21 protein-coding genes and 5 tRNA genes are annotated in these 22,354 nt (G+C 40.1%); 18 read left to right on the top strand and 8 right to left on the bottom strand.

The features are described 5' to 3' along the window. Positions 1–4 precede the first annotated feature (4 nt). Entirely contained in the window at positions 5–406 is a 402-nt protein-coding gene (locus D0T50_RS11630) for a PH domain-containing protein (RefSeq protein ID WP_163223700.1), read from the bottom strand. Between the two features lie 107 nt (positions 407–513). Between D0T50_RS11630 and nadB the strand changes: the two genes are divergently transcribed. Beyond that, positions 514–2,082, top strand: coding sequence for an L-aspartate oxidase (nadB, locus tag D0T50_RS11625; protein ID WP_163223699.1), 1,569 nt, complete (start codon positions 514–516; stop codon positions 2,080–2,082). A gap of 86 nt (positions 2,083–2,168) precedes the next feature. Here nadB and argS read toward each other — a convergent pair whose 3' ends face one another. Together argS and D0T50_RS11615 are read right to left on the bottom strand one after the other, a co-directional pair. Next, positions 2,169–3,962 carry an arginine--tRNA ligase gene (argS, locus tag D0T50_RS11620; protein ID WP_163223698.1) on the bottom strand — a complete coding sequence of 598 codons (1,794 nt, stop codon included), beginning with the start codon at positions 3,960–3,962 and terminating at the stop codon, positions 2,169–2,171. A gap of 110 nt (positions 3,963–4,072) precedes the next feature. Further along, on the bottom strand, positions 4,073–4,345 hold the full coding sequence (locus D0T50_RS11615; RefSeq protein WP_163223697.1) for an HU family DNA-binding protein: 273 nt from the start codon (positions 4,343–4,345) through the stop codon (positions 4,073–4,075). 215 nt (positions 4,346–4,560) lie between these two features. On the opposite strand from D0T50_RS11615, the gene D0T50_RS11610 reads away from it, so the two are divergent. From D0T50_RS11610 to D0T50_RS11595, 4 genes are read left to right on the top strand one after another with little or no spacing between them, the layout of a single operon-like run. After that, positions 4,561–5,244, top strand: a complete 684-nt coding sequence (locus tag D0T50_RS11610) for a rhomboid family intramembrane serine protease (RefSeq protein WP_163223696.1) — start codon at positions 4,561–4,563, stop codon at positions 5,242–5,244. Further along, entirely contained in the window at positions 5,225–6,133 is a 909-nt protein-coding gene (locus tag D0T50_RS11605; RefSeq protein WP_163223695.1) for a rhomboid family intramembrane serine protease, read from the top strand. Before D0T50_RS11610 ends, D0T50_RS11605 begins: the two co-directional genes overlap by 20 nt. After that, positions 6,130–7,218 carry an endonuclease/exonuclease/phosphatase family protein gene (locus D0T50_RS11600; RefSeq protein WP_163223694.1) on the top strand — a complete coding sequence of 363 codons (1,089 nt, stop codon included), beginning with the start codon at positions 6,130–6,132 and terminating at the stop codon, positions 7,216–7,218. Before D0T50_RS11605 ends, D0T50_RS11600 begins: the two co-directional genes overlap by 4 nt. A 29-nt stretch (positions 7,219–7,247) precedes the next feature. Next, a complete protein-coding gene (locus D0T50_RS11595) occupies positions 7,248–9,308 on the top strand; it encodes an acetate--CoA ligase family protein (protein WP_163223693.1) in 2,061 nt (686 codons plus the stop codon). Between the two features lie 52 nt (positions 9,309–9,360). Here the strand turns inward: D0T50_RS11595 and D0T50_RS11590 are convergent, their stop codons facing one another. From D0T50_RS11590 to D0T50_RS11570, 5 genes are all read right to left on the bottom strand, one after another. Next, positions 9,361–10,899 carry a YifB family Mg chelatase-like AAA ATPase gene (locus tag D0T50_RS11590; protein ID WP_163223692.1) on the bottom strand — a complete coding sequence of 513 codons (1,539 nt, stop codon included), beginning with the start codon at positions 10,897–10,899 and terminating at the stop codon, positions 9,361–9,363. Between the two features lie 30 nt (positions 10,900–10,929). Then, positions 10,930–11,964, bottom strand: coding sequence for a TlpA disulfide reductase family protein (locus D0T50_RS11585; RefSeq protein WP_163223691.1), 1,035 nt, complete (start codon positions 11,962–11,964; stop codon positions 10,930–10,932). Positions 11,965–12,071: 107 nt separating this feature from the next. Further along, the gene (locus D0T50_RS11580; protein WP_163223690.1) at positions 12,072–13,769 is read right to left on the bottom strand and encodes a tetratricopeptide repeat protein; all 1,698 of its coding nucleotides are present in this window, start codon (positions 13,767–13,769) and stop codon (positions 12,072–12,074) included. 186 nt (positions 13,770–13,955) lie between these two features. Next, entirely contained in the window at positions 13,956–14,477 is a 522-nt protein-coding gene (locus tag D0T50_RS11575) for a gamma carbonic anhydrase family protein (RefSeq protein WP_163223689.1), read from the bottom strand. Positions 14,478–14,481: 4 nt separating this feature from the next. Continuing rightward, positions 14,482–16,263, bottom strand: a complete 1,782-nt coding sequence (locus D0T50_RS11570; RefSeq protein ID WP_163223688.1) for an aminopeptidase P family protein — start codon at positions 16,261–16,263, stop codon at positions 14,482–14,484. Between the two features lie 801 nt (positions 16,264–17,064). On the opposite strand from D0T50_RS11570, the gene rpsU reads away from it, so the two are divergent. From rpsU to rplA, 13 genes are all read left to right on the top strand, one after another. After that, positions 17,065–17,256 (top strand): 30S ribosomal protein S21, encoded by a 192-nt coding sequence (gene rpsU / locus D0T50_RS11565; RefSeq protein ID WP_163223687.1) that lies wholly within the window; start codon positions 17,065–17,067, stop codon positions 17,254–17,256. A 68-nt stretch (positions 17,257–17,324) separates the two neighbouring features. After that, complete coding sequence (gene xerC, locus D0T50_RS11560) at positions 17,325–18,206, top strand: tyrosine recombinase XerC (RefSeq protein WP_163223686.1); 882 nt, start codon at positions 17,325–17,327, stop codon at positions 18,204–18,206. Between the two features lie 15 nt (positions 18,207–18,221). After that, positions 18,222–18,521 carry a ribosome hibernation-promoting factor, HPF/YfiA family gene (hpf, locus tag D0T50_RS11555; protein WP_163223685.1) on the top strand — a complete coding sequence of 100 codons (300 nt, stop codon included), beginning with the start codon at positions 18,222–18,224 and terminating at the stop codon, positions 18,519–18,521. Positions 18,522–18,617: 96 nt separating this feature from the next. Beyond that, positions 18,618–18,691: transfer RNA gene (locus D0T50_RS11550), tRNA-Thr, on the top strand. Positions 18,692–18,709: 18 nt separating this feature from the next. Next, positions 18,710–18,792 (top strand) — tRNA-Tyr (locus D0T50_RS11545). Between the two features lie 73 nt (positions 18,793–18,865). Beyond that, a tRNA-Gly gene (locus D0T50_RS11540) sits at positions 18,866–18,938 on the top strand. Positions 18,939–18,945: 7 nt separating this feature from the next. After that, positions 18,946–19,017 (top strand) — tRNA-Thr (locus D0T50_RS11535). A gap of 53 nt (positions 19,018–19,070) precedes the next feature. Then, complete coding sequence (gene tuf, locus D0T50_RS11530; protein ID WP_163223684.1) at positions 19,071–20,255, top strand: elongation factor Tu; 1,185 nt, start codon at positions 19,071–19,073, stop codon at positions 20,253–20,255. 50 nt (positions 20,256–20,305) lie between these two features. Then, a tRNA-Trp gene (locus tag D0T50_RS11525) sits at positions 20,306–20,378 on the top strand. A 14-nt stretch (positions 20,379–20,392) separates the two neighbouring features. After that, positions 20,393–20,584, top strand: a complete 192-nt coding sequence (secE, locus tag D0T50_RS14000) for a preprotein translocase subunit SecE (RefSeq protein WP_163223683.1) — start codon at positions 20,393–20,395, stop codon at positions 20,582–20,584. 4 nt (positions 20,585–20,588) lie between these two features. Further along, the gene (gene nusG / locus D0T50_RS11515) at positions 20,589–21,131 is read left to right on the top strand and encodes a transcription termination/antitermination protein NusG (protein ID WP_163223682.1); all 543 of its coding nucleotides are present in this window, start codon (positions 20,589–20,591) and stop codon (positions 21,129–21,131) included. A gap of 56 nt (positions 21,132–21,187) precedes the next feature. Beyond that, the gene (gene rplK / locus D0T50_RS11510; protein WP_163223681.1) at positions 21,188–21,631 is read left to right on the top strand and encodes a 50S ribosomal protein L11; all 444 of its coding nucleotides are present in this window, start codon (positions 21,188–21,190) and stop codon (positions 21,629–21,631) included. Between the two features lie 17 nt (positions 21,632–21,648). Beyond that, positions 21,649–22,347, top strand: a complete 699-nt coding sequence (gene rplA / locus D0T50_RS11505; RefSeq protein WP_163223680.1) for a 50S ribosomal protein L1 — start codon at positions 21,649–21,651, stop codon at positions 22,345–22,347. Positions 22,348–22,354 lie beyond the last annotated feature (7 nt).

The following is a 22,354-nucleotide window of genomic DNA, read 5'->3' as shown; positions in this document are numbered from 1 at the left end:
TTATTTAATTATAATGTTCTTGCTTGCTAAGCAGTAAATTTATAAATTCTTTCTTTTTTAGAGGTGTAACCGCTACGTGTCTATTCGTTCCGTATGTAATCAGAATATACTCGGTTATGGAGAATTTACCGAACCGGGCCGAGTGTCTTAATTCCACCTCGTGAATCTCTTTCAGGTGAATAACTTTTGGTTTTCCATATCTGCCAGTGGAGATAATCAGTTCGTTTTCGGATGTGAGTGTGTAGGTGGTGTGAATTACCCGTTCGATGGCAAATACTACCAACAGCATGCATAGAATGGCTATAATAATGATTTTCTCCCAAAGCAGGAAGAAGGTTAGTGCACCCAGTATCAATAAATAGAGGTATTGATACCAGCTAATCTTTGCCTGAAAGACTCGATTCATAATCGTTCGCGGTTTTGCCTGCAAGTTAATACATTTATTTTAATTAATCCTATTTAGGTTTACACACAAGAGTTATTTTCTACCTTTGCGCAAAATATAATGCGTCTATGATTAAGAAATTCGATTTCCTAGTAATCGGTTCAGGCATTGCCGGTATGAGTTTTGCATTGAAAGTAGCCAACAAAGGACGTGTTGCACTTGTTTGCAAGACGGAGTTGGAAGAGGCAAATACCTATTTTGCACAAGGTGGTATTGCTTCTGTAACAAATACATTAGTCGATAATTTCGAGAAACATATTGAAGACACCATGATTGCTGGTGATTGGCTGAGTAGTAGAGAGGCGGTAGAGAAAGTAGTTATGGAGGCTCCCTCGCAAATCCACGAATTGATCAACTGGGGAGTGGACTTCGATAAGAACGAGCAAGGCGAATTCGATTTGCACCGGGAAGGAGGACACTCGGAGTTTCGCATTCTGCACCATAAAGACCGCACAGGTGCCGAGATTCAGGATAGCCTTATCGAGGCTGTAAAAAGTCATCCCGGCATCGAAATATTTGAAAACCATTTTGCCATTGAGATACTTACGCAACATCATCTTGGCGAAACTATTACCCGCCAAACGCCCGACATTAAGTGCTATGGCGCTTATATTCTTGATTTGAAGAGTGGTAAAGTAGATACTTTCCTTTCTAAAATCACCCTTATGGCAACCGGAGGCATTGGTGCTGTGTATCAAACTACCACCAATCCGCTTGTTGCAACAGGCGATGGCATTGCTATGGTATATCGCGCCAAAGGAACGGTAAAGGATATGGAGTTTGTGCAATTCCACCCCACTGCTTTGTATCATCCGGGTGATCGCCCCTCTTTCCTTATTACAGAGGCTATGCGCGGATATGGAGCTGTATTACGCACTATGGATGGCAAAGAGTTTATGCAAAAGTACGACTCACGTCTTTCGCTTGCTCCACGTGATATTGTAGCACGTGCTATCGATAATGAGATGAAAAATCGTGGCGATGATTTTGTTTACTTAGATGTAACCCACAAAGATGCCGAAGAGACCAAACGTCATTTTCCTACCATCTACGAAAAGTGCCTTTCGCTGGGCATTGATATAACCAAAGATTATATCCCTGTAGCTCCTGCGGCGCACTATCTTTGTGGAGGGATTAAGGTAGACCTGAATGCACAGTCGTCTATCGAGCGGCTTTATGCAGTGGGCGAGTGCTCTTGTACCGGTCTGCATGGAGGAAACCGTTTGGCATCCAACTCTCTGATAGAAGCGGTAGTCTATGCCGATGCTGCCGCCAAACACAGCCTTGCAAAATTAACGCAATATAATTACAACGAACAGATTCCCGAGTGGAACGATGAAGGAACACGCTCGCCCGAAGAGATGATTCTTATCAGTCAAAGCCTCAAGGAAGTAAATCAAATAATGAGTGCCTATGTGGGTATTGTTCGTTCCGACCTTCGTTTGAAACGTGCATGGGATAGGCTCGACTTAATCTACGAAGAAACAGAGAGTTTGTTCAAGCGTAGCTTTGTGCAGCGTGATATTTGTGAGCTTCGTAATCTCATTAATGTAGGTTATCTTATCATGCGACAAGCTATAGAGCGCAAAGAGAGTCGCGGCTTGCACTATACCATTGATTATCCGCAGGTGAAGTAAAGTTGTGCCAACGCGTTGGCACCGCAGTGCAACTGCGCTGGCAAAAGTTTGCCAACGCGTTGGCAAAAACCTATAGCTGACAACTATTACATTCTTTCGGGAACTTCAATACCCAATAATCCCATTGCTAAACGAATAACCTTTGCTACGTTGCTCGAAAGTGTTATGCGGAAAAGTTTTACTGCTTCATTCTCTTCGCGTAGAATACTGAAGTCATGGTAGAATTGGTTGTACTCTTTTACCAAATCATAGGTGTAGTTGGCAATGATTGACGGGCTGTAGTCTTCGCCTGCCTGTTTTACGATAGCGGCAAAGTCGGCTATGAGTTGAATCAATCCTTCTTCCTTTTCGCTGAGTTCCATATTGGTAGCCAGGGTAGTAGGTATGGCAATACCTGCTTCGGTTGCTTTACGTAATACCGACTGGATACGTGCGTAGGTGTATTGAATGAACGGACCTGTATTGCCGTTGAAGTCGATTGATTCTTTCGGATTGAAAGTCATATTCTTGCGGGCATCCACTTTTAATATAAAGTACTTCAAAGCACCCATACCTACAATGCGTGCAATGTTGTCGGCTTCTTCGGGAGTGCAACTGTCTAGTTTGCCTAACTCTTGTGAGGTTTCTTTGGCAGTTGCCACCATCTCTTCTACCAAGTCATCGGCATCTACTACGGTTCCTTCGCGAGATTTCATCTTTCCTTCGGGTAGCTCTACCATACCGTAAGAGAAATGTACCAGTCCTTTGCCCCATTTGAAGCCAAGTTTATCGAGTAAGATAGAAAGCACCTGGAAGTGGTAGTTTTGCTCGTTACCTACCACATAAATCATTTTGTCGATAGGATAGTCGTCGAAGCGAAGCTTAGCTGTACCAATGTCTTGTGTCATATAAACAGATGTCCCGTCGGCACGGAGCAGCAACTTATGGTCGAGTCCTTCGGGGGTGAGGTCTGCCCATACAGAAGAGTCTTCTTTTTGATAGAACGCACCACTCTTAAGTCCTTCTAAGACTTTGTCTTTTCCTTCGAGGTAAGTCTCTGACTCATAGTAAATTTTATCGAAGTTTACCCCCAGCTTCTTATAAGTTTCGTCGAAACCGGCATATACCCATTCGTTCATCATTGACCACAATGCGCGTACTTCGGTATCGCCTGCTTCCCACTTCACGAGCATCTCGCGCGCTTCGTTCATCAAAGGCGAAGCTGCTTCTGCTTCTTCTTTTGACATACCTTTTGCCATTAAATCGGCTACTTCGGCTTTATAATGTTTGTCGAATGATACATAATAATCGCCTACCAAGTGGTCTCCTTTTTTGCCGGACGACTCGGGTGTTTCGCCATTTCCATATTTTTGCCATGCCAACATAGACTTACAGATATGAATACCGCGGTCGTTTACAATATTGGTCATTATCACCTTGTTACCGTTGGCAGCCATTACATTGGCAAGTGCTTTTCCTAAAAGGTTGTTACGAACATGTCCCAGATGAAGTGGCTTGTTTGTGTTTGGCGAAGAGTATTCAATCATTACCAGTGGCGAAGCATCTGTAGCTGTGCAAATACCGTAGTTCGCTTCTTGATGAATACTGTTCAGTAATTCAATCCAAAGAGTAGAGGCTATGGTTAGATTAAGAAATCCTTTGATCACATTGAACTTGTCAACAGCGGGGTCGTTGGCTTGTAGGTACTCGCCAATTTCTTGTGCTGTCTGTTCCGGTCCTTTCTTTGACATACGTAAGAAAGGAAAGACAACCAACGTAAGATGCCCTTCAAATTCCTTTTTTGTTTTTTGCAACTGTATCTGTGCTTCCGCAATCTCTTGTCCGTACAACTCCTTCAATCCTTTTGCGATGGAGTCGGTAAGTTTCTTCTCTATATTCATAGCCCGTTTGTATTTACTGGGCGCAAAGATACAAAAAACAATAAAGGAATATATCTGTTAAGAAGGTTAAAAACTTCAATATTCTCAACACAGAGCGAATAATAGGGAAACTACTTTAGCAAATTGGAGAGTTCGAGCCCCGCTTTAAACTTTGCGACTTTTGTCTCCGGGATGATAATTGACGCTTTCGTGGTAGGATTGATACCTGGTCTTTCTTGCCGGATGATGACACTAAAAGTACCAAAACCAGCTAATGAAACCTTGTCACCATCTACTAATGCTTTGATAACGGAAGAGATAAAAGCATTTAAGGCTTTCTTTGATTCGGTCTTGTTTAGACCAGATTCAGTGGATATTGCACTGATTAATTCTGCTTTGTTCATAACTAAGTTAACTGTTAGGTTGTTTTTAATAAAAGGAACTCTCCAACCCTGCTACTATATCTCATAGTAATAGGTTTGGTGTTTTCTTGATAAAACAAAAAACAGCGCCTAAATCCTAAAAAAGAATGAATAGAGAACAATAAAACAGCATTCTAACAAAATTTTATTACTACATTTGTCTTTTATGTGTTTAATTACTTTCAATTGTTTTTAAGATGAATAATATACCAGCAGTAACTAAAAATTTACTAATCATCAATGCGTTGCTCTTCTTCGCAACCTTCGTAGCCGAGAAATACGGCATTGATTTGAACAATATTCTTGGACTACACTTCTTTATGTCCGATGCGTTTAACCCTATTCAGCTAGTAACTTATATGTTTATGCATGGTGGTTTTGAGCATCTCTTCTTCAATATGTTTGCAGTGTGGATGTTTGGACGTATACTGGAGCATGTGTGGGGAGCTAAGCGCTTCCTGTTTTATTACTTGCTTTGCGGAGTAGGGGCAGGGCTGATACAAGAAGTTGTACAATATATTCACTATGCCACAGTATTGGCACCTTACACTAGTGTTAGTCTTGGTACTGAGATTATAACTATGGCTGAATATCTAGATAAAATGGTTACCATAGGTGCATCGGGTTCTGTTTATGCCATTTTGTTAGCGTTTGGGATGCTTTTTCCTAATGAGAAAATATTCATCATGTTTATTCCCATTCCTATTAAGGCGAAATATTTTGTGATGGGTTATGCGGCAATTGAACTTTATCTTGGCTTATCAAACAGAGTAGGCGACAATGTGGCACACTTCGCTCATCTTGGAGGAATGATATTTGGCTTTATTCTAATAATGTACTGGCGCAAAAAGTATACGAACTATGGCGGATATTATAACTGATATTAAAAACGCCTACAAGCGGGGCAACGCTTTTATTCAGCTGATATTTATCAATGTAGGAGTTTTTTTTGTTACGGCACTGGTAGGGGTGGCATTAATGCTCTTCAACAGGAGCGCGTCGGGATTTTGGGAACTTTTTCAACTTCCGGCATCGTTTGGGCGCTTTATTTACCAACCGTGGTCTATCTTTACTTATATGTTTATGCATGCCGACTTGTTGCACATACTCTTCAATATGTTGTGGCTGTACTGGTTTGGTTCGCTATTCCTTTATTTCTTTTCGGCTAAACATTTGCGGGGGGTATATCTATTAGGGGGTATTTGTGGCGGACTTCTGTATATGATTTCCTACAACCTATTCCCTTATTTTGCTCCAATGGTCGACCACTCATTGATGGTAGGAGCCTCGGCTTCTATTCTTGCAATTGTTACGGCAGTGGCTTATCGTGAACCTAATTATCCCGTAAGGTTGTTACTCTTTGGCACAATGAAACTGAAGTATCTTGCTTTGTTTGTTGTATTAACCGATTTGTTGTTTTTAACTTCGAGTAACGCAGGTGGACATATTGCTCACTTGGGGGGTGCTTTGGCTGGTTTGTTTTTTGCTGCTATGCTTCAGAAGGGAACGGACTTGACGCTTTGGATAAACAAGGCACTTGATGGATTGTCGCCTCTTCTGAATAAAAAGAACTGGAAAATGAAGTCTAAAAAAAGTAAGCCAACGATGAATGTGCATTACAATCGTAATCCTAAGGATTTTGATTACAATGCGCAAAAGAAAAAACAGTCGGAAGAAATAGATCGTATTCTGGATAAAATAAAGAAATCGGGTTACGAGAACCTGACCACTGAAGAGAAAAAAAGTTTGTTTGACGCAAGTAAGAAATGAAAAAGATAGGGAATTTAGCGCTTGGGATTATATTTGTAGTAAATATACTATTTGTAGGCGGACTGCTCTTCGCTGCATTCAGTCCTTATATAAATCCTGTATCATTTCCCATACTCTCCTGTGCCGGCTTGACGTTTCCGATATTTCTTACGATTAATTGTTGTTTTGTTCTTTTTTGGTTCATATTGCGTTGGAAATATGCCATGCTTTCGGTGCTGGCTATGTTGATTTGTTGTGTGCAAATCAAAACATATATACCAATTAATTTCTCTTCAAACAAGACTCCCGAAGGTACTATAAAGCTGCTTTCGTATAATGTAATGGCTTTTGGCGATTTGAAGAAAACAGCCGGACAGAATGACATCTTGACTTATATTAAGAATAGCAATGCGGATGTTATATGTTTGCAGGAATTTATCGTAGCATCAAACCGCAAGTATCTTACGCGTGAAAATATTAATAAAGAACTAAAGAACTATCCATACCGTGACGAAGTGAAACTCGGAGAGGCAAATACTAACGGATTGGCTTTCTACTCAAAGTTCCCTATTCTCTCCAGTCGGCGAATAAATTATGAAAGTGAACATAACGGTTCGATTGTGTACGAAATAAAGGTTGGAAATGATACAATTGTTGTTATCAACAATCATTTAGAATCAAACAAATTGAGTAATGAAGATAAAGGAATCTATAAAGAATTGATTACAAGCCCAGAAACGGCACAAATGAAACAGGGCGCTATGCGTTTGCTGAAAAAATTGGGCGAGGCTGCTGTTATTCGTAGCAAGCAAGCCGATGCTATTGCGAAGGAAATTGCAAATTCACCTCATAAAACGGTGATTTGCTGTGGAGACTTCAATGAATCTCCTATATCATATTCGCATCGGGTGATTTCAGAGAACCTGACTGATGCTTTTGTACAATCGGGTACAGGGCTTGGTATCTCTTACAACCGAGGTGGATTCTATTTTAGAATTGATAATATTTTAATTAGTAAAAACTTGAAATCATATAGTTGTACGGTCGATCGCTCTATTAAGACATCCGATCATTACCCTATGTGGTGCTATATCTCTAAAAACTAACCAACCGAAAGGTTCTAAATAATATTGCTATGATTAATCGTCAATTACTTCATCCGGAAAGTATTGTAGTAGTAGGTGCTTCTAACAACCTGCATAAACCGGGCGGAGCTATCCTAAGAAATTTGATAACTGGGGGTTATAAAGGAGAACTGAGGGCTGTAAACCCGAAAGAAGAAAAAGTGCAAAATGTGGTGTCTTACGCAAATGTAAGTGAACTACCGGATACCGACTTGGCAATCTTGGCAATACCAGCTAAGCTTTGTCCTGATACAGTTGAGGTACTTGCTGCAACAAAGCAAACGCGTGCGTTCATAATACTATCTGCTGGCTTTGGCGAAGAAACGCACGAAGGCGCTTTGCTCGAAGAACAAATACTCAATACGGTAAATCGTTATGGCGCGGCACTTATCGGGCCTAACTGTATTGGTGTTCTTAACACCTGTCATCACAGTGTTTTTACGCAACCTATCCCAAACCTCAATCCGCAAGGGGTGGATTTGATTTCCAGCTCGGGAGCTACAGCAGTCTTTATTTTAGAGTCGGCTGTGATAAAGGGGTTACAATTCAATTCCGTTTGGTCGGTTGGCAATGCCAAGCAAATAGGCGTGGAAGATGTACTTCAATATATGGACGAGCACTTTGACCCGGCGAAAGACTCGGATATTAAGCTGATTTATATAGAAAGCATTAAAGATCCGGATCGTTTATTGTTCCATGCTTCTTCACTCATCCGGAAAGGATGTAAGATTGCAGCAATTAAGGCAGGAAGTTCGGAAAGTGGTATGCGGGCAGCTTCTTCACATACGGGTGCTATTGCCAGCTCGGATTCGGCAGTGGAAGCATTGTTCCGCAAAGCGGGAATCGTTCGATGTCACTCGCGTGAAGAGTTGACAACAGTGGGCTGTATCTTTACTTTGCCCGAGCTGAAAGGACGCAATTTTGCTATCGTAACACATGCCGGAGGTCCTGGTGTAATGCTTGCCGATGCCCTTTCTAAAGGTGGACTTGTTGTTCCTAAATTGGAGGGACCTGTTGCCGAAGAACTAAAAGGTAAATTATTCCCAGGTGCTTCTGTTGGTAATCCAATTGATATACTTGCTACAGGAACGCCAGAGCATTTGAGTATTGTTATTGACTATTGCGAGAAGAAATTTAAGAACATAGACGCTATTTTGGCAATCTTTGGTACACCCGGATTGGTTACCATGTTCGAGACATATGAGGTGTTGCATCAGAAGATGAATAGTTGTAAAAAACCCATATTCCCGGTACTCCCTTCTATTCATACTGCAGGCAAAGAGGTTGAGGAGTTCTTGAAGAAAGGACATGTGAACTTTGCCGACGAGGTAACTTTAGGGACGGCACTTTCGCGCATCATGAATACCTCTTGTCCGGCAACCAACGAAATAGAACTTTATGGGGTGGATGTTCCGCTCATCAGACGCATTATCGACGAAATCCCGGAAAATGGTTATATCCAGCCGCATTATGTACAAGCACTTCTAAAGGCAGCAGGTATTCCTATCGTTGAGGAGATTGTGACAGATAACCGTGAAGAACTTATTGCCGCTGCCGAAAGAATAGGTTTCCCTATTGTAGCCAAAGTGGTGGGACCTGTACATAAATCAGATGTGGGCGGTGTAGTGCTCAATATCCAGAGCAGTAAGCATTTAGCTCTTGAGTTTGAACGAATGATGGCAATTCCCGATGCACACGCTATAATGATACAACCTATGTTGAAAGGAACGGAGTTGTTTATCGGAGCAAAGTATGAAGAGAAATTCGGGCATGTGGTGCTTTGCGGACTGGGTGGTATATTTGTAGAGATACTAAAAGATGTTTCTTCGGGTTTGGCACCATTGAGTTACGAAGAGGCTTACTCCATGATTCGTTCATTGCGTGCTTACAAAATAATCAAAGGGGCACGTGGTCAGAAAGGAGTAAATGAGGATAAGTTTGCCGAAATTATAGTTCGTTTGTCTACGTTGCTCCGCTTTGCTACAGAGATAAAGGAAATGGATATTAACCCGTTGTTAGGAACAGAAAAAGATATAATAGCGGTGGATGCTCGAATACGAATTGAGAAATAAAAGAAAGAAAGCCCTGAAGCAGAATTGTTTCAGGGCTTTCTCTTTATGCTTATTATCCGGCCCAGTTCTCTCTATCCAGATTTCGATACCCAATAGCTTCTCCTAAGTGCGAAGAAAGTATTTGTTCACTTCCTTCTAAATCGGCAATGGTGCGTGCTACCTTTAGGATACGATCGTATGCCCGTGCTGAAAGGTTCAGACGGTTCATGGCATTCTTTAGCAGAATGAGTCCGTTCTCATCAGGCTGTGCATGAATGGATAACAACCTGCTGGTCATTTGTGCATTGCAATAAATGCCCGGTGTGTCTTTGAATCGTTCCTCTTGTATTTTTCGAGCGTGTACTACTCGTTCCCTAATTGCTTCACTAGGCTCTCCTTGCCTGTTGTCTGATATCTTTTCGAAAGGAACAGGGACAATCTCAACCTGTATATCAATGCGGTCGAGTAGTGGACCCGAGATACGGTTTAAGTATTTTTGTACCTGTCCGGGACTGCACACGCAGAGTTTTGTAGGGTGGTTGTAGTAGCCGCAAGGGCAAGGGTTCATAGAAGCAATGAGCATAAAGCTTGCCGGATACTCAATGCTCCACTTAACACGCGAAATAGTAATGTTTCTATCTTCGAGTGGCTGTCTTAGCACTTCCAATACAGTTCTGTTAAATTCGGCAAGCTCATCAAGGAACAAAACTCCATTATGGGCTAGACTAATCTCTCCGGGTTGTGGATAAGCACCGCCACCTACTAATGCTGTTGATGAAATAGTGTGGTGCGGATCGCGAAATGGTCGCTTGGTTATTAACGAAGTGTTGCGGCTAAGTTTGCCGGCAACGGAGTGTATTTTGGTTGTTTCCAGGCTCTCTCCTAACGAAAGAGGTGGAAGGATGGAAGGGAGGCGTTTAGCCATCATTGATTTTCCACTTCCGGGAGCACCTACCATAATTAAATTGTGACCACCACTTGCTGCAACTTCTAATGCACGCTTTACATTTTCTTGTCCTTTAACTTCCGAAAAGTCAAAGTCGTACATGTTTTGTTGAGCAAAGAACTCCTCACGCGTATTTACAACTATAGGTTGTAGCTCGCGCTCATTATTGAAAAACTCGATGACCTCTTTGATGTTTGTTACTCCATATACGTCAAGGTCATTTACTACCGCTGCTTCCCGTGCATTTTGTTGTGGTACAATCATCCCTTTGAAACCTTCTTTTCTTGCCGAAATAGCAATGGGCAAAGCTCCTTTAATGGGTTGAATAGTACCGTCTAAACTCAACTCGCCCATGATGAGAAATTGTGAAAGCTTCTCGGATGAAATAGTTTCAGAAGCAGCAAGTATACCAACGGCTAAAGGCAGGTCGTACGCCGAACCTTCTTTGCGGATATCTGCCGGAGCCATATTGATGGTTAAGTTACTTGTTGGCATTTTATAGCCATTTACCTGTAATGCCGAGATAATACGGCGATGACTCTCTTTAACGGCAGAGTCGGGTAGTCCTACCAAGTAGAACATACATCCTCTTGAACTATTGACTTCAATAGTAATTATTGTCGCGTCTATACCCTGTACAGCCGCTCCATACACTTTTACCAGCATAAAATAATTTTAGAAATTGGAGGGAACTTGCTAGTTCTTATCTTTTTTTAGAAGTTCATCCAATTTAGTTTTTAATTCTTCTCCTTTTATTCCACGAGCTACAATCCTGCCTGTGTTATTGATAAGTACATTTTCGGGTACCTCTAGAATAGTGTATTGCTTTACAACAGTTGAATTCCAACTGGAGAAATCGCACAACTGCTGCCACGACAAAGTGTCGTTTTTTATAGCAGTTATCCACGATTCTCTGTCGGTGTCCAGAGAAATACTCAATATTGCAAAACCTTCATTTTTCTTGTATTGCTTATAGATAGCGCGCAACTCAGCATTTGACGCTTGACAGGAATCACTCCATGAAGCCCAGAAATTTACTAATAATACCTTATTGCGCAAATCGTATCGGCTTATTTTCTTTCCGGTGCTATCGGGTACGCTAAAGGATGGAGCCATTTTACCTATCTCCATTTTCTCGTTCTCATTAATCTTTTCAAGAAGCTTTTTTGTGAATATCATGTCTTGAAGTTCTCCGTCCATGTAAGAGATGAAATCTTTGATTTTGTCCATCTTAGGGGTAGCTTTCTGCACAAGATATCTATCCAACAGGTACAGGCAAACTGGCGATTTCTGGTTTTGACGGATAAAACTTTCGATGCAGCTTTCAATGATGCTGTCGGTCGGTTCTGCTAATGAAGCAACTGTATTATTAAAGACAGTGAGTTCCTGATTGTATTTACTTCCGCTTATATTTATACTGTCGGGAGAGGTTAAATCTCCTTTGATGCGGATATTGCTTCCTTTTTCTAAGAAGAGAGGATATTCATTACCGGCAAAAAGCAATGAAGAGAGGGTGGTGGTGTCTACCGCAACGGTATGTACAAATTTGTTGTCATGAACATAAATAGTATCCAGTATTGCAAACGTATTTTCATACTGACCATATAGATAAATGGTGTCATTTTTCAATCCTGCTATCTCGCCTTGTATCTTTACTGTCTGAAGGGTGTCTTTCTCACCGCATCCAAGTAGGCAAAGCGCGATTGTCAATATGAAACAGATATTCTTCATGTTTAATTCTTAAATTTTATGCGAATGTAGGAATTTTATTGTTATGTACAAAAAAAGGTTGTTTGCCCGATGGCAAACAACCTTTTCTATATATTTACTTCTATGACTTATTTGATCAGTTTCAAGAAGTCTGAGTTAGTTACGTATTTTGCAAACTCAAGATCGCTAGCTGCTTTAGAAGCCAATGAAGAATCTTTAGCGATAGCGCTCTTCAAGCTATTGATAGCCATTGAAGAGTTGTCTGTTCTTGCACCTAATACAGCTTTCAAGTAGTCTGTATATGCATCAGGAGCTTTAATACCAGCCAATGTGGTGTTTGCTTTATTGTAATTTTTAGCAAGGATTTGAGCCAAAGCGGCACTGTTTGTTTTAGTGTCACCAAATGCGTTTACTGCTCTTTCGTATTGTCCTTGAGCTACATAAAGGTTACCCAATGCTTCGTTCAACTCTTGTGTACCCGAAGCTTTGCCAAGTGCAGTTTCTGCAGCAGCTTTGTCGCCTTTAGCAAGAGCTAGAAGACCTTGATTCAAGTTTACTTCAGGAGATGCTTTTACAGAAGCAGCTTTCTTATAGAAAGATTCAGCTTTAGCTTTGTCACCAGCTTGGTAAGCAAGAATACCAAGGTTGTTATAAGCACGGTAGTCGTTAGGGAACAACTGAGTTGCTTTTGTGTAAATGCTTTCTTTTGTTGCAGCGCTGTTAGTCAAAGTTGCAGCATAAAGAAGTTCTTCTACTGTAAGTTCTTTGGCATTTGTTGCAGCTAGGTTAGCAATTTCTTCGTCAGATTTACCAATGATTTCGTAATTCAAAGTCAAACGAGAACGTCTCAACTGAGGAAGGATATCGTCAGCAAGGTTTTTGTAAACAGAAGAGATGTTTTTGATTTCTCTTTCTCTTTGTTCTGGATCTTTGTACATTGAAAGAACGCGCAAGATAAGTTCTTTGTCTTGGATATTTGATTTAGATACCAATTCTTGGAAACCTTCCCAGTCTTGTGCTGTGTATTTAGCATCAACAGTTGCGTCAACTTTAGCTTTCTTCAATTCTTTTTGAAGGTATTTTTCTGTGTTTTCTTCACGTTTGCCAGCTAATTTTTCATTCAAGCTTACACCACCGTCAGGAGAAGCGTATGCAGAAATTTCAATGTTGTTGATGTTCATGTTCTCAGCGGCGTCAACAGCAGAGATTTGTTCTTTCAAAGATTTTATTCCTTCTGATTTTAATTCTTTAGAACGAAGTTCTGCTTGTTGGATAAGGAACATGATATTAGCTTGTTGAGCTTCTTTGATGATTCGTTGGAATGCGTCAGCTCCAAGAGCTGTGTTTGCGCTACCAACTGTATTGCCAATCAATTCGGAAGTAGAGATAACACCATCTGCAACTTTAACAGCAGGAATAGTGATTACTTTATTGCCTTTTGAAGCTTTAAACTCAAGATATAATTCAGACTTAGCCATTTCAGGAACATAGTCAAAATTAGCTCTCATAGTGTAGTTACCACCCATTTTATAAGAAATAGTTTGGTCGTTACCTTCAACTTTTTCGCCTTGGAAAACAGAAGTTTGTCCTTTAGCTTCTCCGCCATTCCATTTTAATACAGGAGTTACTTCAACAACAGCTTTTTTGTTGAAATAGGCTTCTGGGAACTTGCCATTGATAGTTACTGGAACTTTTCCACCTACTGCTTCTAATACTTGTGGGGTACAAGTGAAATAGTCAGCAGACAGTTCGCCCATTTTGTTGCTACATGAAGAAAGCGCAACAACCACTATTGCTAATAGTGGCAAATACATTTTTTTAATCATCGTAATGCTCATTAAAGGTTTGTAATTTTATAATTATTAATTTCGATAGTTTTCCATGCTATGCAAAGATATTTATTTATTTGATATTTTGTTAAATTGCTAAGGCAAATTAGTATAAATTTAAGGAATTAGATATCCATTTAACGTAGGAAAGGCTAAAACTGTTCAAGGAACGGGCGTAAATTTCTACTTTTCTTCTTTATACCAATCTGAATACATCAGGTAGTTGTGGGCTATTTTCTGATTTAACTCCTTTGCTTGCTCTGGGTCTACCTTCTTGATGAATTTAGCTGGAACTCCACCCCAAATGCTTCCCGGTTCAATGATTGTTTTACTTAATACCAACGATCCGGCAGCTACGATGGCTCCTTCTCCCACAATAGCATCGTCCAGCAATGTAGACCCCATCCCTATGAGTGCATAGTCTTTGATATGTGCACCATGTATGGTAACATTGTGCCCTACAGAGACATGATTTCCAATTTCTATTGTTGATTTCTGGTAAAGTGTATGCAGCACGCTGCCATCTTGTATGTTTACTCCATTGCCAATGTGGATAGAATTAACATCTCCTCGCAATACGGTACAGTACCAAATACTACAATCATCACCTATTACTACATCTCCTATTATAGTTGCGTTTTCTGCCAAGAAGCAGTTTTTGCCGATTTGTGGGGTAAATCCTCTTACTTTTCTGATTAATGCCATAATGTTATAATTCGGTTGTTTTTTCTCTTAACCAAGCTCTTTCTTCTTCGCTTAGGCTGGGTGATAAATTATTATATACTTTTAGATGATAGTTGTTTAGCCATTCTATCTCTTCGCTGCTTAAAAGCTTTTTGATAATTCCTTCTTTGCAAATAGGGCAGAGTGTTACGGTTTCAAAATGATAATAATCGCCGTACATCCCTACTGACTCTTTTTTTACAAGAATAAGGTTCTCAATGCGTATCCCGTGACTACCGGCTTTGTATACTCCCGGTTCGTTGGATGTGAGCATGCCGGGTTGAAGCGTTATCGGGTTTTCGTTCATGCGGATGCTCTGAGGACCTTCGTGTACGTTGAGGAAATGTCCAATGCCATGTCCTGTGCCATGCAGAAAATTCATCCCTCTCTTCCAAAGTGGCATGCGAGCCAGTACATCTAGCTGAGCGCCACGTGTACCCGCTGGGAACTTGGCGGAGGCAAGTGCAATGTGTCCTTTTAAAACAAGGGTGTAATCAATCTTTTCTTCTTCGGTAAGACTACCGAGCGCGATGGTACGGGTTATGTCTGTAGTACCATCCAGATATTGCGCTCCCGAATCGAGTAGAAGGAAGCCCTCGGGCTTTAGAACTGAACAAGTTTCGGGGGTGGCGGTGTAGTGCACAATAGCTGCATGTTCGCTATAGCCGGCAATGGTTTCGAAGCTTTCGCCCATAAACAGATCTTGTTGGGCGCGAAAACCACGTAACTTTTCTGCAACGCTTATTTCTGTTTCTTTCTCGGTTTGCACAGCTTCTTCCAGCCATTTGAGGAATTTAACAAGAGCTACACCGTCTTTCTTCATGCATGAGTGCACACCGGCTATCTCTTTTTCATTTCGTATGGATTTTAGTATTTGCACGGGAGAGGTTGCTTCTGTTATTTTGCACTGATGGTTAATGGACGAGTAGACGGCAAAGTTCGTTCGTTCTGCATCAATAAGTATTGTGTTTATATCCAAATTGTTGAGCGAGGTGGTTATATTCATGTAACCTGCTACCGAAACCCCTTGTTCCTTTAAATATTCACTTACTTCGGGTGTGATTTTATCAGGTAACACAAAAAATATACTTTCTTTCTCTGTTATTAATAGGTAGCTGATAACAACTGGATTGAAATTGATATCGCTACCACGCAGATTTAGCGTCCAGGCTATTTCGTCAAGAGCAGATAAAAGTATACCTTGACAGTTTAATCGGTTCACTTCATTACGAATATCTGCAATCTTTTCTTTGCATGATTTGCCGCAATATTTTGTGTCATAAATATATGCGGGATTCTGAGGAATGGGTAGTCTTTCATTCCAGATTTCATCAAACGGATTACAGTTTGTACGCAATGTGAGTTTGTTGTTCAGTAATTCTGCCTCAAGTCTTCTTACGCTATTGATTGAAAAAACACTGCCATTTATTCCTACCACACTTCCTTGCGATAATGTGTTGCATAGAAATTGGTTGATAGTTGGGGTTTCGGGCAGCATTTCTTTGTATAGTGTAATTCCTGTCCCATTCAATTGTTCGGTTGCTTGAATGAAATAACGTGAGTCTGTCCACAATCCAACTTCTTTTGCTGTTATAACGATAGTCCCTGCCGATCCGGTAAACCCCGAAATCCATTCGCGGCATTTCCAGTATGGGGCAACATATTCGCTTAAGTGTGCGTCTGAACTTGGTATAACGAATGCATCTATGCCGTTTTTTTTAATCCATTTCCTCAATAGAAAGATTCGAGTGGCAATATTTTCTTTCATGGCCTCTATAAATTAATGTATAAGATACAAATCTACAAAAAGAGGCTGTAATGTGAAATGAATTTGCTGAAAAGGTGTGCTAAAATGCGATATGCACTCCAAGCTACAAATGTTATAAGTAAATATTCTAAGCTTTAGCCAGTATATATGTATAATAATATAACCATTCAGCAACCTGTTGAAGTCTGATTTATTTATGGACTATTAACTTTTAAGTTTCTGTAAAATAGGTGGCATTTACTTTGGTTATATCGTAGAAATGGCAGTACGAAAGATTTTATTTTCCGATGCAGCATTTTAAACTTTGTGTTAACCACTAAGAGTGGTAGTGGTTACCATATTGGGTGTCGGTGGTTACCACTTCGGGTAAAAATGGTAACCGTTTTTAGTCGATTTTGCACAAAAATAGAGGCGAAAAACCCCGTGGTTTCCCGCCTCTCTATGTATATACTATCTGTATATCTTTGCTATACTAAAGATAACCTTTTTGTGGGACATTTCCAAATCCGAATTAACGTTCTACAACCTATCCGCAGAGGGGTTTGTGTGATATTTATACTTTTTCAATATCACTATGCAAAAATATAGTCAGTGTGAAATGTAGGTATGCACAACTTATAATCTAATGTTCTATTTAAAAATTAATTCCACCAACAGGTATTGATCTGTCTATGTTAGTAGTTTGATAAGACTGTGCAAACGCAAAAAAACAAAATTATGTTTGGTCGGTAAAGAAAGTATGTGTACTTTTGCCCCGCTAAAGTGCATAGAAATATAATAATTAAAAAAATATAGTTAAAAATGATTGTAGTTCCAGTTAAAGAAGGCGAGAACATAGAAAAAGCGCTGAAAAAATTTAAGAGAAAATTCGAAAAAACAGGTGTTGTTAAAGAATTGAGACGTAGACAACAGTTTGATAAACCTTCTGTTGTGAATAGATTAAAGAAAGAGCGCGCAGTTTACGTTCAGCAACTTCAACAAATAGAGGATTAATTATTCATAATTATTTGAATTATTAAATTCTTTTTCTTACATTCGTTGCAGTATAAATGATGTAACGTATGTTGATAGATTCTTTTCTTGATTATCTTCGGTACGAGCGCAATTACTCCGAAAATACCATAGTAGGATATGGTGAGGATATTGCTCAACTTCGGGAATATATTCAAGAAGAGAATGTTTCTTTTGATCCAGCCGAAGTTGAACCGGCTCAGATTCGTGAATGGGTAATCTACTTGATGAATGCTGGTTATGCTGCGAGTTCGGTGAATAGAAAGCTGAGTTCGCTGCGTTCTTTTTATCGGTTTTTGTTGAGAAGAGGGGAAGTAACGAAAAATCCATTGTTGAAAATAGTGGCTCCCAAAAAGAAAAAAGCGCTTCCGGTATTTTATAAAGAATCCGACATGGAAAAAGTACTGGATGTGACGAATTACGATGATGATTTTTGGGGCTGCCGCGATAGGTTGATTCTCGAAATGTTTTATTCCACAGGGATTCGGCTTTCAGAGTTGGTGAATTTGAATAATGCTGATGTTGATATCTTCTCTTTGCAACTGAAAGTTACCGGTAAGCGGAATAAGCAACGGTTAATTCCATTTGGTGATGTATTAAAAGAGTTAATACTGCGGTATATCGACAAAAGAAATGAAGAGTTTTTTGGAGAAACAGCAGCTTTCTTTCTGAATAAAAAAGGGGAGCGTTTGTCTAAGAAGTCGGTCTATGTTTTAGTGAAAAAGAATCTATCGGGAGTAGTTACGCAGAAGAAAAGAGCTCCTCATGCATTGAGGCATACTTTTGCAACAGCAATGCTAAATGGTGGTGCCGAGCTTGGCGCAGTAAAAGATTTGTTGGGGCATAGTAGCTTGGCGGCTACGGAGGTTTATACGCATACTACGTTCGAGGAACTAAAAAAGAATTATAAACAAGCTCATCCCAGAGCTTAAAAAAAGGAGGTTGTTATGGAAATAAGAATTCAATCAATTCACTTTGATGCTTCAGAACAATTACAAGCATTCATTCAAAAAAAAGCCGCAAAACTGGAAAAGTTTTATGATGATATAAAAACCGTGGAGGTTTCGTTGAAGGTAGTTAAGCCCGAGAGTGCTACAAACAAAGAAGCTGGAATTAAAATCTATGCTCCAAATGCAGAGTTTTATGCCAGCAAGGTGTGTAATACTTTCGAGGAAGCTGTTGATGAGGGCCTTGAGGCTTTGGAAAAACAGCTTGCTAAGCATAAAGAAAAGACAAGAAAAAAATAAAAAAAATGCGTTTTCTTTGCGGGAAAGAAATAAATAACTAAATTTGCAGCCGTTTCGCTCGTGTTTGAGTGTAACGGTTGCATTTTTTTACGAAACGCCTCTTTAGCTCAGTTGGCCAGAGCACGTGATTTGTAATCTCGGGGTCGTTGGTTCGAATCCGACAAGAGGCTCAAGGAAAAGTATTGAAAGGGCAGTTACCAGAGTGGCCAAATGGGTCTGACTGTAACTCAGATAGCTTACGCTTACGGTGGTTCGAATCCATCACTGCCCACGAGCTTACAGCTCTGATTGAAAACGTTACACCTTATTATATAATAAGTATTGTGCGTTTCTCAAAAACTTTTGCGGAAGTAGCTCAGTTGATAGAGCATTAGCCTTCCAAGCTGAGGGTCGCGGGTTTGAGCCCCGTCTTCCGCTCTTTTTTGCTGTTATAGCTCAGTGGTAGAGCACTTCCTTGGTAAGGAAGAGGTCCCGGGTTCAAATCCCGGTAACAGCTCATTAAATAATGAAATGCTGATTATTAATTATAATAAATAAACAAGTAAAGCTATGGCTAAAGAGAAATTTAATCGTTCCAAACCGCATGTTAACATCGGTACTATTGGTCACGTTGACCATGGTAAAACCACTTTGACAGCTGCCATTACTACAGTATTGGCTAAAAATGGTCTTTCAGAATTGCGTTCTTTCGACTCAATCGATAATGCACCTGAAGAAAAAGAAAGAGGTATTACTATTAATACTTCGCACGTTGAATACGAAACAGCTAACCGTCACTACGCTCACGTAGACTGTCCGGGTCACGCTGACTACGTAAAGAACATGGTAACTGGTGCTGCTCAGATGGATGGTGCTATCATTGTAGTTGCTGCAACTGATGGTCCTATGCCTCAAACTCGCGAACACATCCTTTTGGCTCGTCAGGTAAACGTTCCTAAGTTGGTTGTATTCATGAACAAATGTGATATGGTTGATGACGAAGAAATGTTGGAACTGGTAGAAATGGAAATGAGAGAACTCCTTTCATTCTATGACTTTGACGGTGACAATACTCCAGTTATCCGTGGTTCTGCTCTTGGTGCATTGAACGGTGTTGCTAAATGGGAAGAACAAGTTATGGAATTGATGAATGCTGTTGATACTTGGATTCCATTGCCTCCACGTGATGTTGACAAACCATTCTTGATGCCTGTTGAAGACGTATTCTCGATCACAGGTCGTGGTACTGTTGCTACAGGTCGTATCGAAGCTGGTATCATCAAATCTGGTGAAGAAGTTCAAATCATCGGTCTTGGTTCAGAAGCTAAGAAATCAGTTGTTACAGGAGTAGAAATGTTCCGTAAGATTCTTGACTCAGGTGAAGCTGGTGATAACGTAGGTTTGTTGCTTCGTGGTATCGACAAGAACGAAATCAAACGTGGTATGGTTATCTGTCACCCAGGAAAAATTACTCCTCATAGTGCATTCAAAGCTGAGGTGTATATCTTGAAGAAAGAAGAAGGTGGACGTCACACTCCATTCCACAACAAGTATCGTCCTCAATTCTATTTGCGTACATTGGACATCACAGGTGAAATTACTCTTCCTGAAGGAACTGAAATGGTAATGCCTGGTGATAACGTAACAATTAACGTAGAGTTGATCTATCCGGTTGCATTGAATGTAGGTCTTCGTTTCGCTATCCGCGAAGGTGGTCGTACAGTAGGTGCTGGTCAGATTACTGAGATAGCATAATAATAATATAATTCAGTTCCTGTGTTATGCAGGAACTGAATTGTCTATAAACGGGAGTAGCTCAGTTGGTAGAGCACTGGTCTCCAAAACCAGGTGTCGGGAGTTCGAGCCTCTCCTCCCGTGCTAATTTTATTGAGATGAAAAAGATAATTAATTATATCAAAGAATCTTATAACGAACTTGTGCATAAAGTTTCGTGGCCTACGTTTTCTGAACTAACTAATAGTGCAGTAGTTGTTTTATATGCTTCCCTACTTATTGCATTGTTGGTGTTTGCGATGGACTCTGGTTTTCAAGCTTTAATGGGAAAAATCATCTATCCACATTAATAGAATGTCTGAGGTTGAAAAAAAATGGTATGTTTTACGTGCCATAAGCGGAAAAGAATCCAAGGTAAGAGAATACCTTGAGGCTGACATTAAGAACAGCGATCTTGGCGAATATGTATCTCAGGTACTAATTCCAACCGAAAAAGTATATCAGGTTCGCAATGGTAAAAAAGTTGTGAAAGAGAAAAGTTATTTGCCTGGATACGTTTTGGTTGAGGCTGCTCTTGTTGGTGAGGTTTCTCATCGATTAAGAAGTACGCCTAATGTGATAGGTTTTCTTGGCGGTTCAGAAAAACCGGTTCCATTAAGACAATCAGAAGTTAATCGCATACTAGGAACAGTAGACGAGCTTCAAGATGTGGGTGAAGATATTAATATCCCATATGTTGTAGGCGAAACAGTAAAGGTTACTTTTGGGCCATTTAGCGGATTCAATGGTGTCATTGAAGAAGTGAATACGGAAAAGAAGAAACTAAAGGTTATGGTGAAAATATTCGGCCGGAAGACTCCGCTCGAGTTGGGCTTTATGCAAGTAGAGAAAGAATAATACAGGTGTTACGCTGTTTGTTCTCTCATTAATATTTATATATAATTCAAATCAAAATGGCTAAAGAAGTTGCTGGACTAATCAAATTACAGATTAAAGGTGGCGCGGCAAATCCATCACCCCCAGTAGGACCTGCATTAGGTTCGAAAGGGATTAATATTATGGAGTTTTGCAAGCAATTCAACGCCAGAACCCAAGACAGAGCAGGAAAAATATTACCTGTAATCATTACTTATTATGCAGATAAGTCTTTTGACTTTGTCATAAAGACTCCTCCTGTTGCTATTCAATTACTTGAAGTAGCTAAGGTAAAGAGTGGTTCTGCTGAGCCAAATCGTAAGAAAGTTGCCGAGTTGACTTGGGAACAAGTTCGTACGATTGCTCAAGATAAAATGGTGGACTTAAACTGTTTCACTATTGAAGCTGCGATGAGAATGGTTGCTGGTACAGCTAGAAGTATGGGTATTGCAGTAAAAGGGGAATTCCCTACAAATAATTAATAAAACTTCGATTTATAATGGGTAAACTTACGAAAAATCAAAAGTTGGCTGCCGGAAAAATTGAAGCAGGGAAAGCATACTCGTTGAAAGAAGCTGCATCGTTAGTAAAAGAAATTACATTTACTAAATTTGATGCTTCCTTAGATATTGATGTACGTTTAGGTGTTGATCCACGTAAAGCTAACCAAATGGTGAGAGGGGTTGTTTCTCTTCCTCATGGAACTGGTAAGGATGTACGTGTATTGGTGCTTTGTACACCTGATGCTGAAGCTGCTGCAAAAGAAGCTGGTGCTGATTATGTTGGTCTTGACGAGTATATTGAAAAGATCAAAGGTGGATGGACTGATATTGATGTTATCATCACTATGCCATCTATCATGGCTAAAATTGGAGCTTTAGGGCGTGTGCTTGGTCCTCGTGGACTGATGCCAAATCCTAAAAGTGGTACGGTTACAATGGATGTTGCGAAAGCTGTGAAAGAAGTAAAACAAGGTAAAATTGACTTTAAAGTTGACAAAGCCGGTATTGTTCATGCTTCTGTTGGTAAAGTATCATTTGACGAAGAAAAAATTCGTGAAAATGCAAAAGAGTTTATTGCAACTCTTTTGAAACTTAAACCTACTGCAGCCAAGGGTACATATATTAAGAGCATTTATCTTTCTAGCACTATGAGTGCAGGTATTAAGATTGATCCTAAATCAGTTGAAGAAATTTAATAAATTA

It is taken from the genome of Bacteroides sp. 214 (genome assembly GCF_010501015.1).
Lineage (GTDB): Bacteria > Bacteroidota > Bacteroidia > Bacteroidales > Bacteroidaceae > Bacteroides.
The sequence above is the reverse complement of the archived record's forward strand: the minus strand, read 5'-3'. Positions and strand labels throughout refer to the sequence as shown.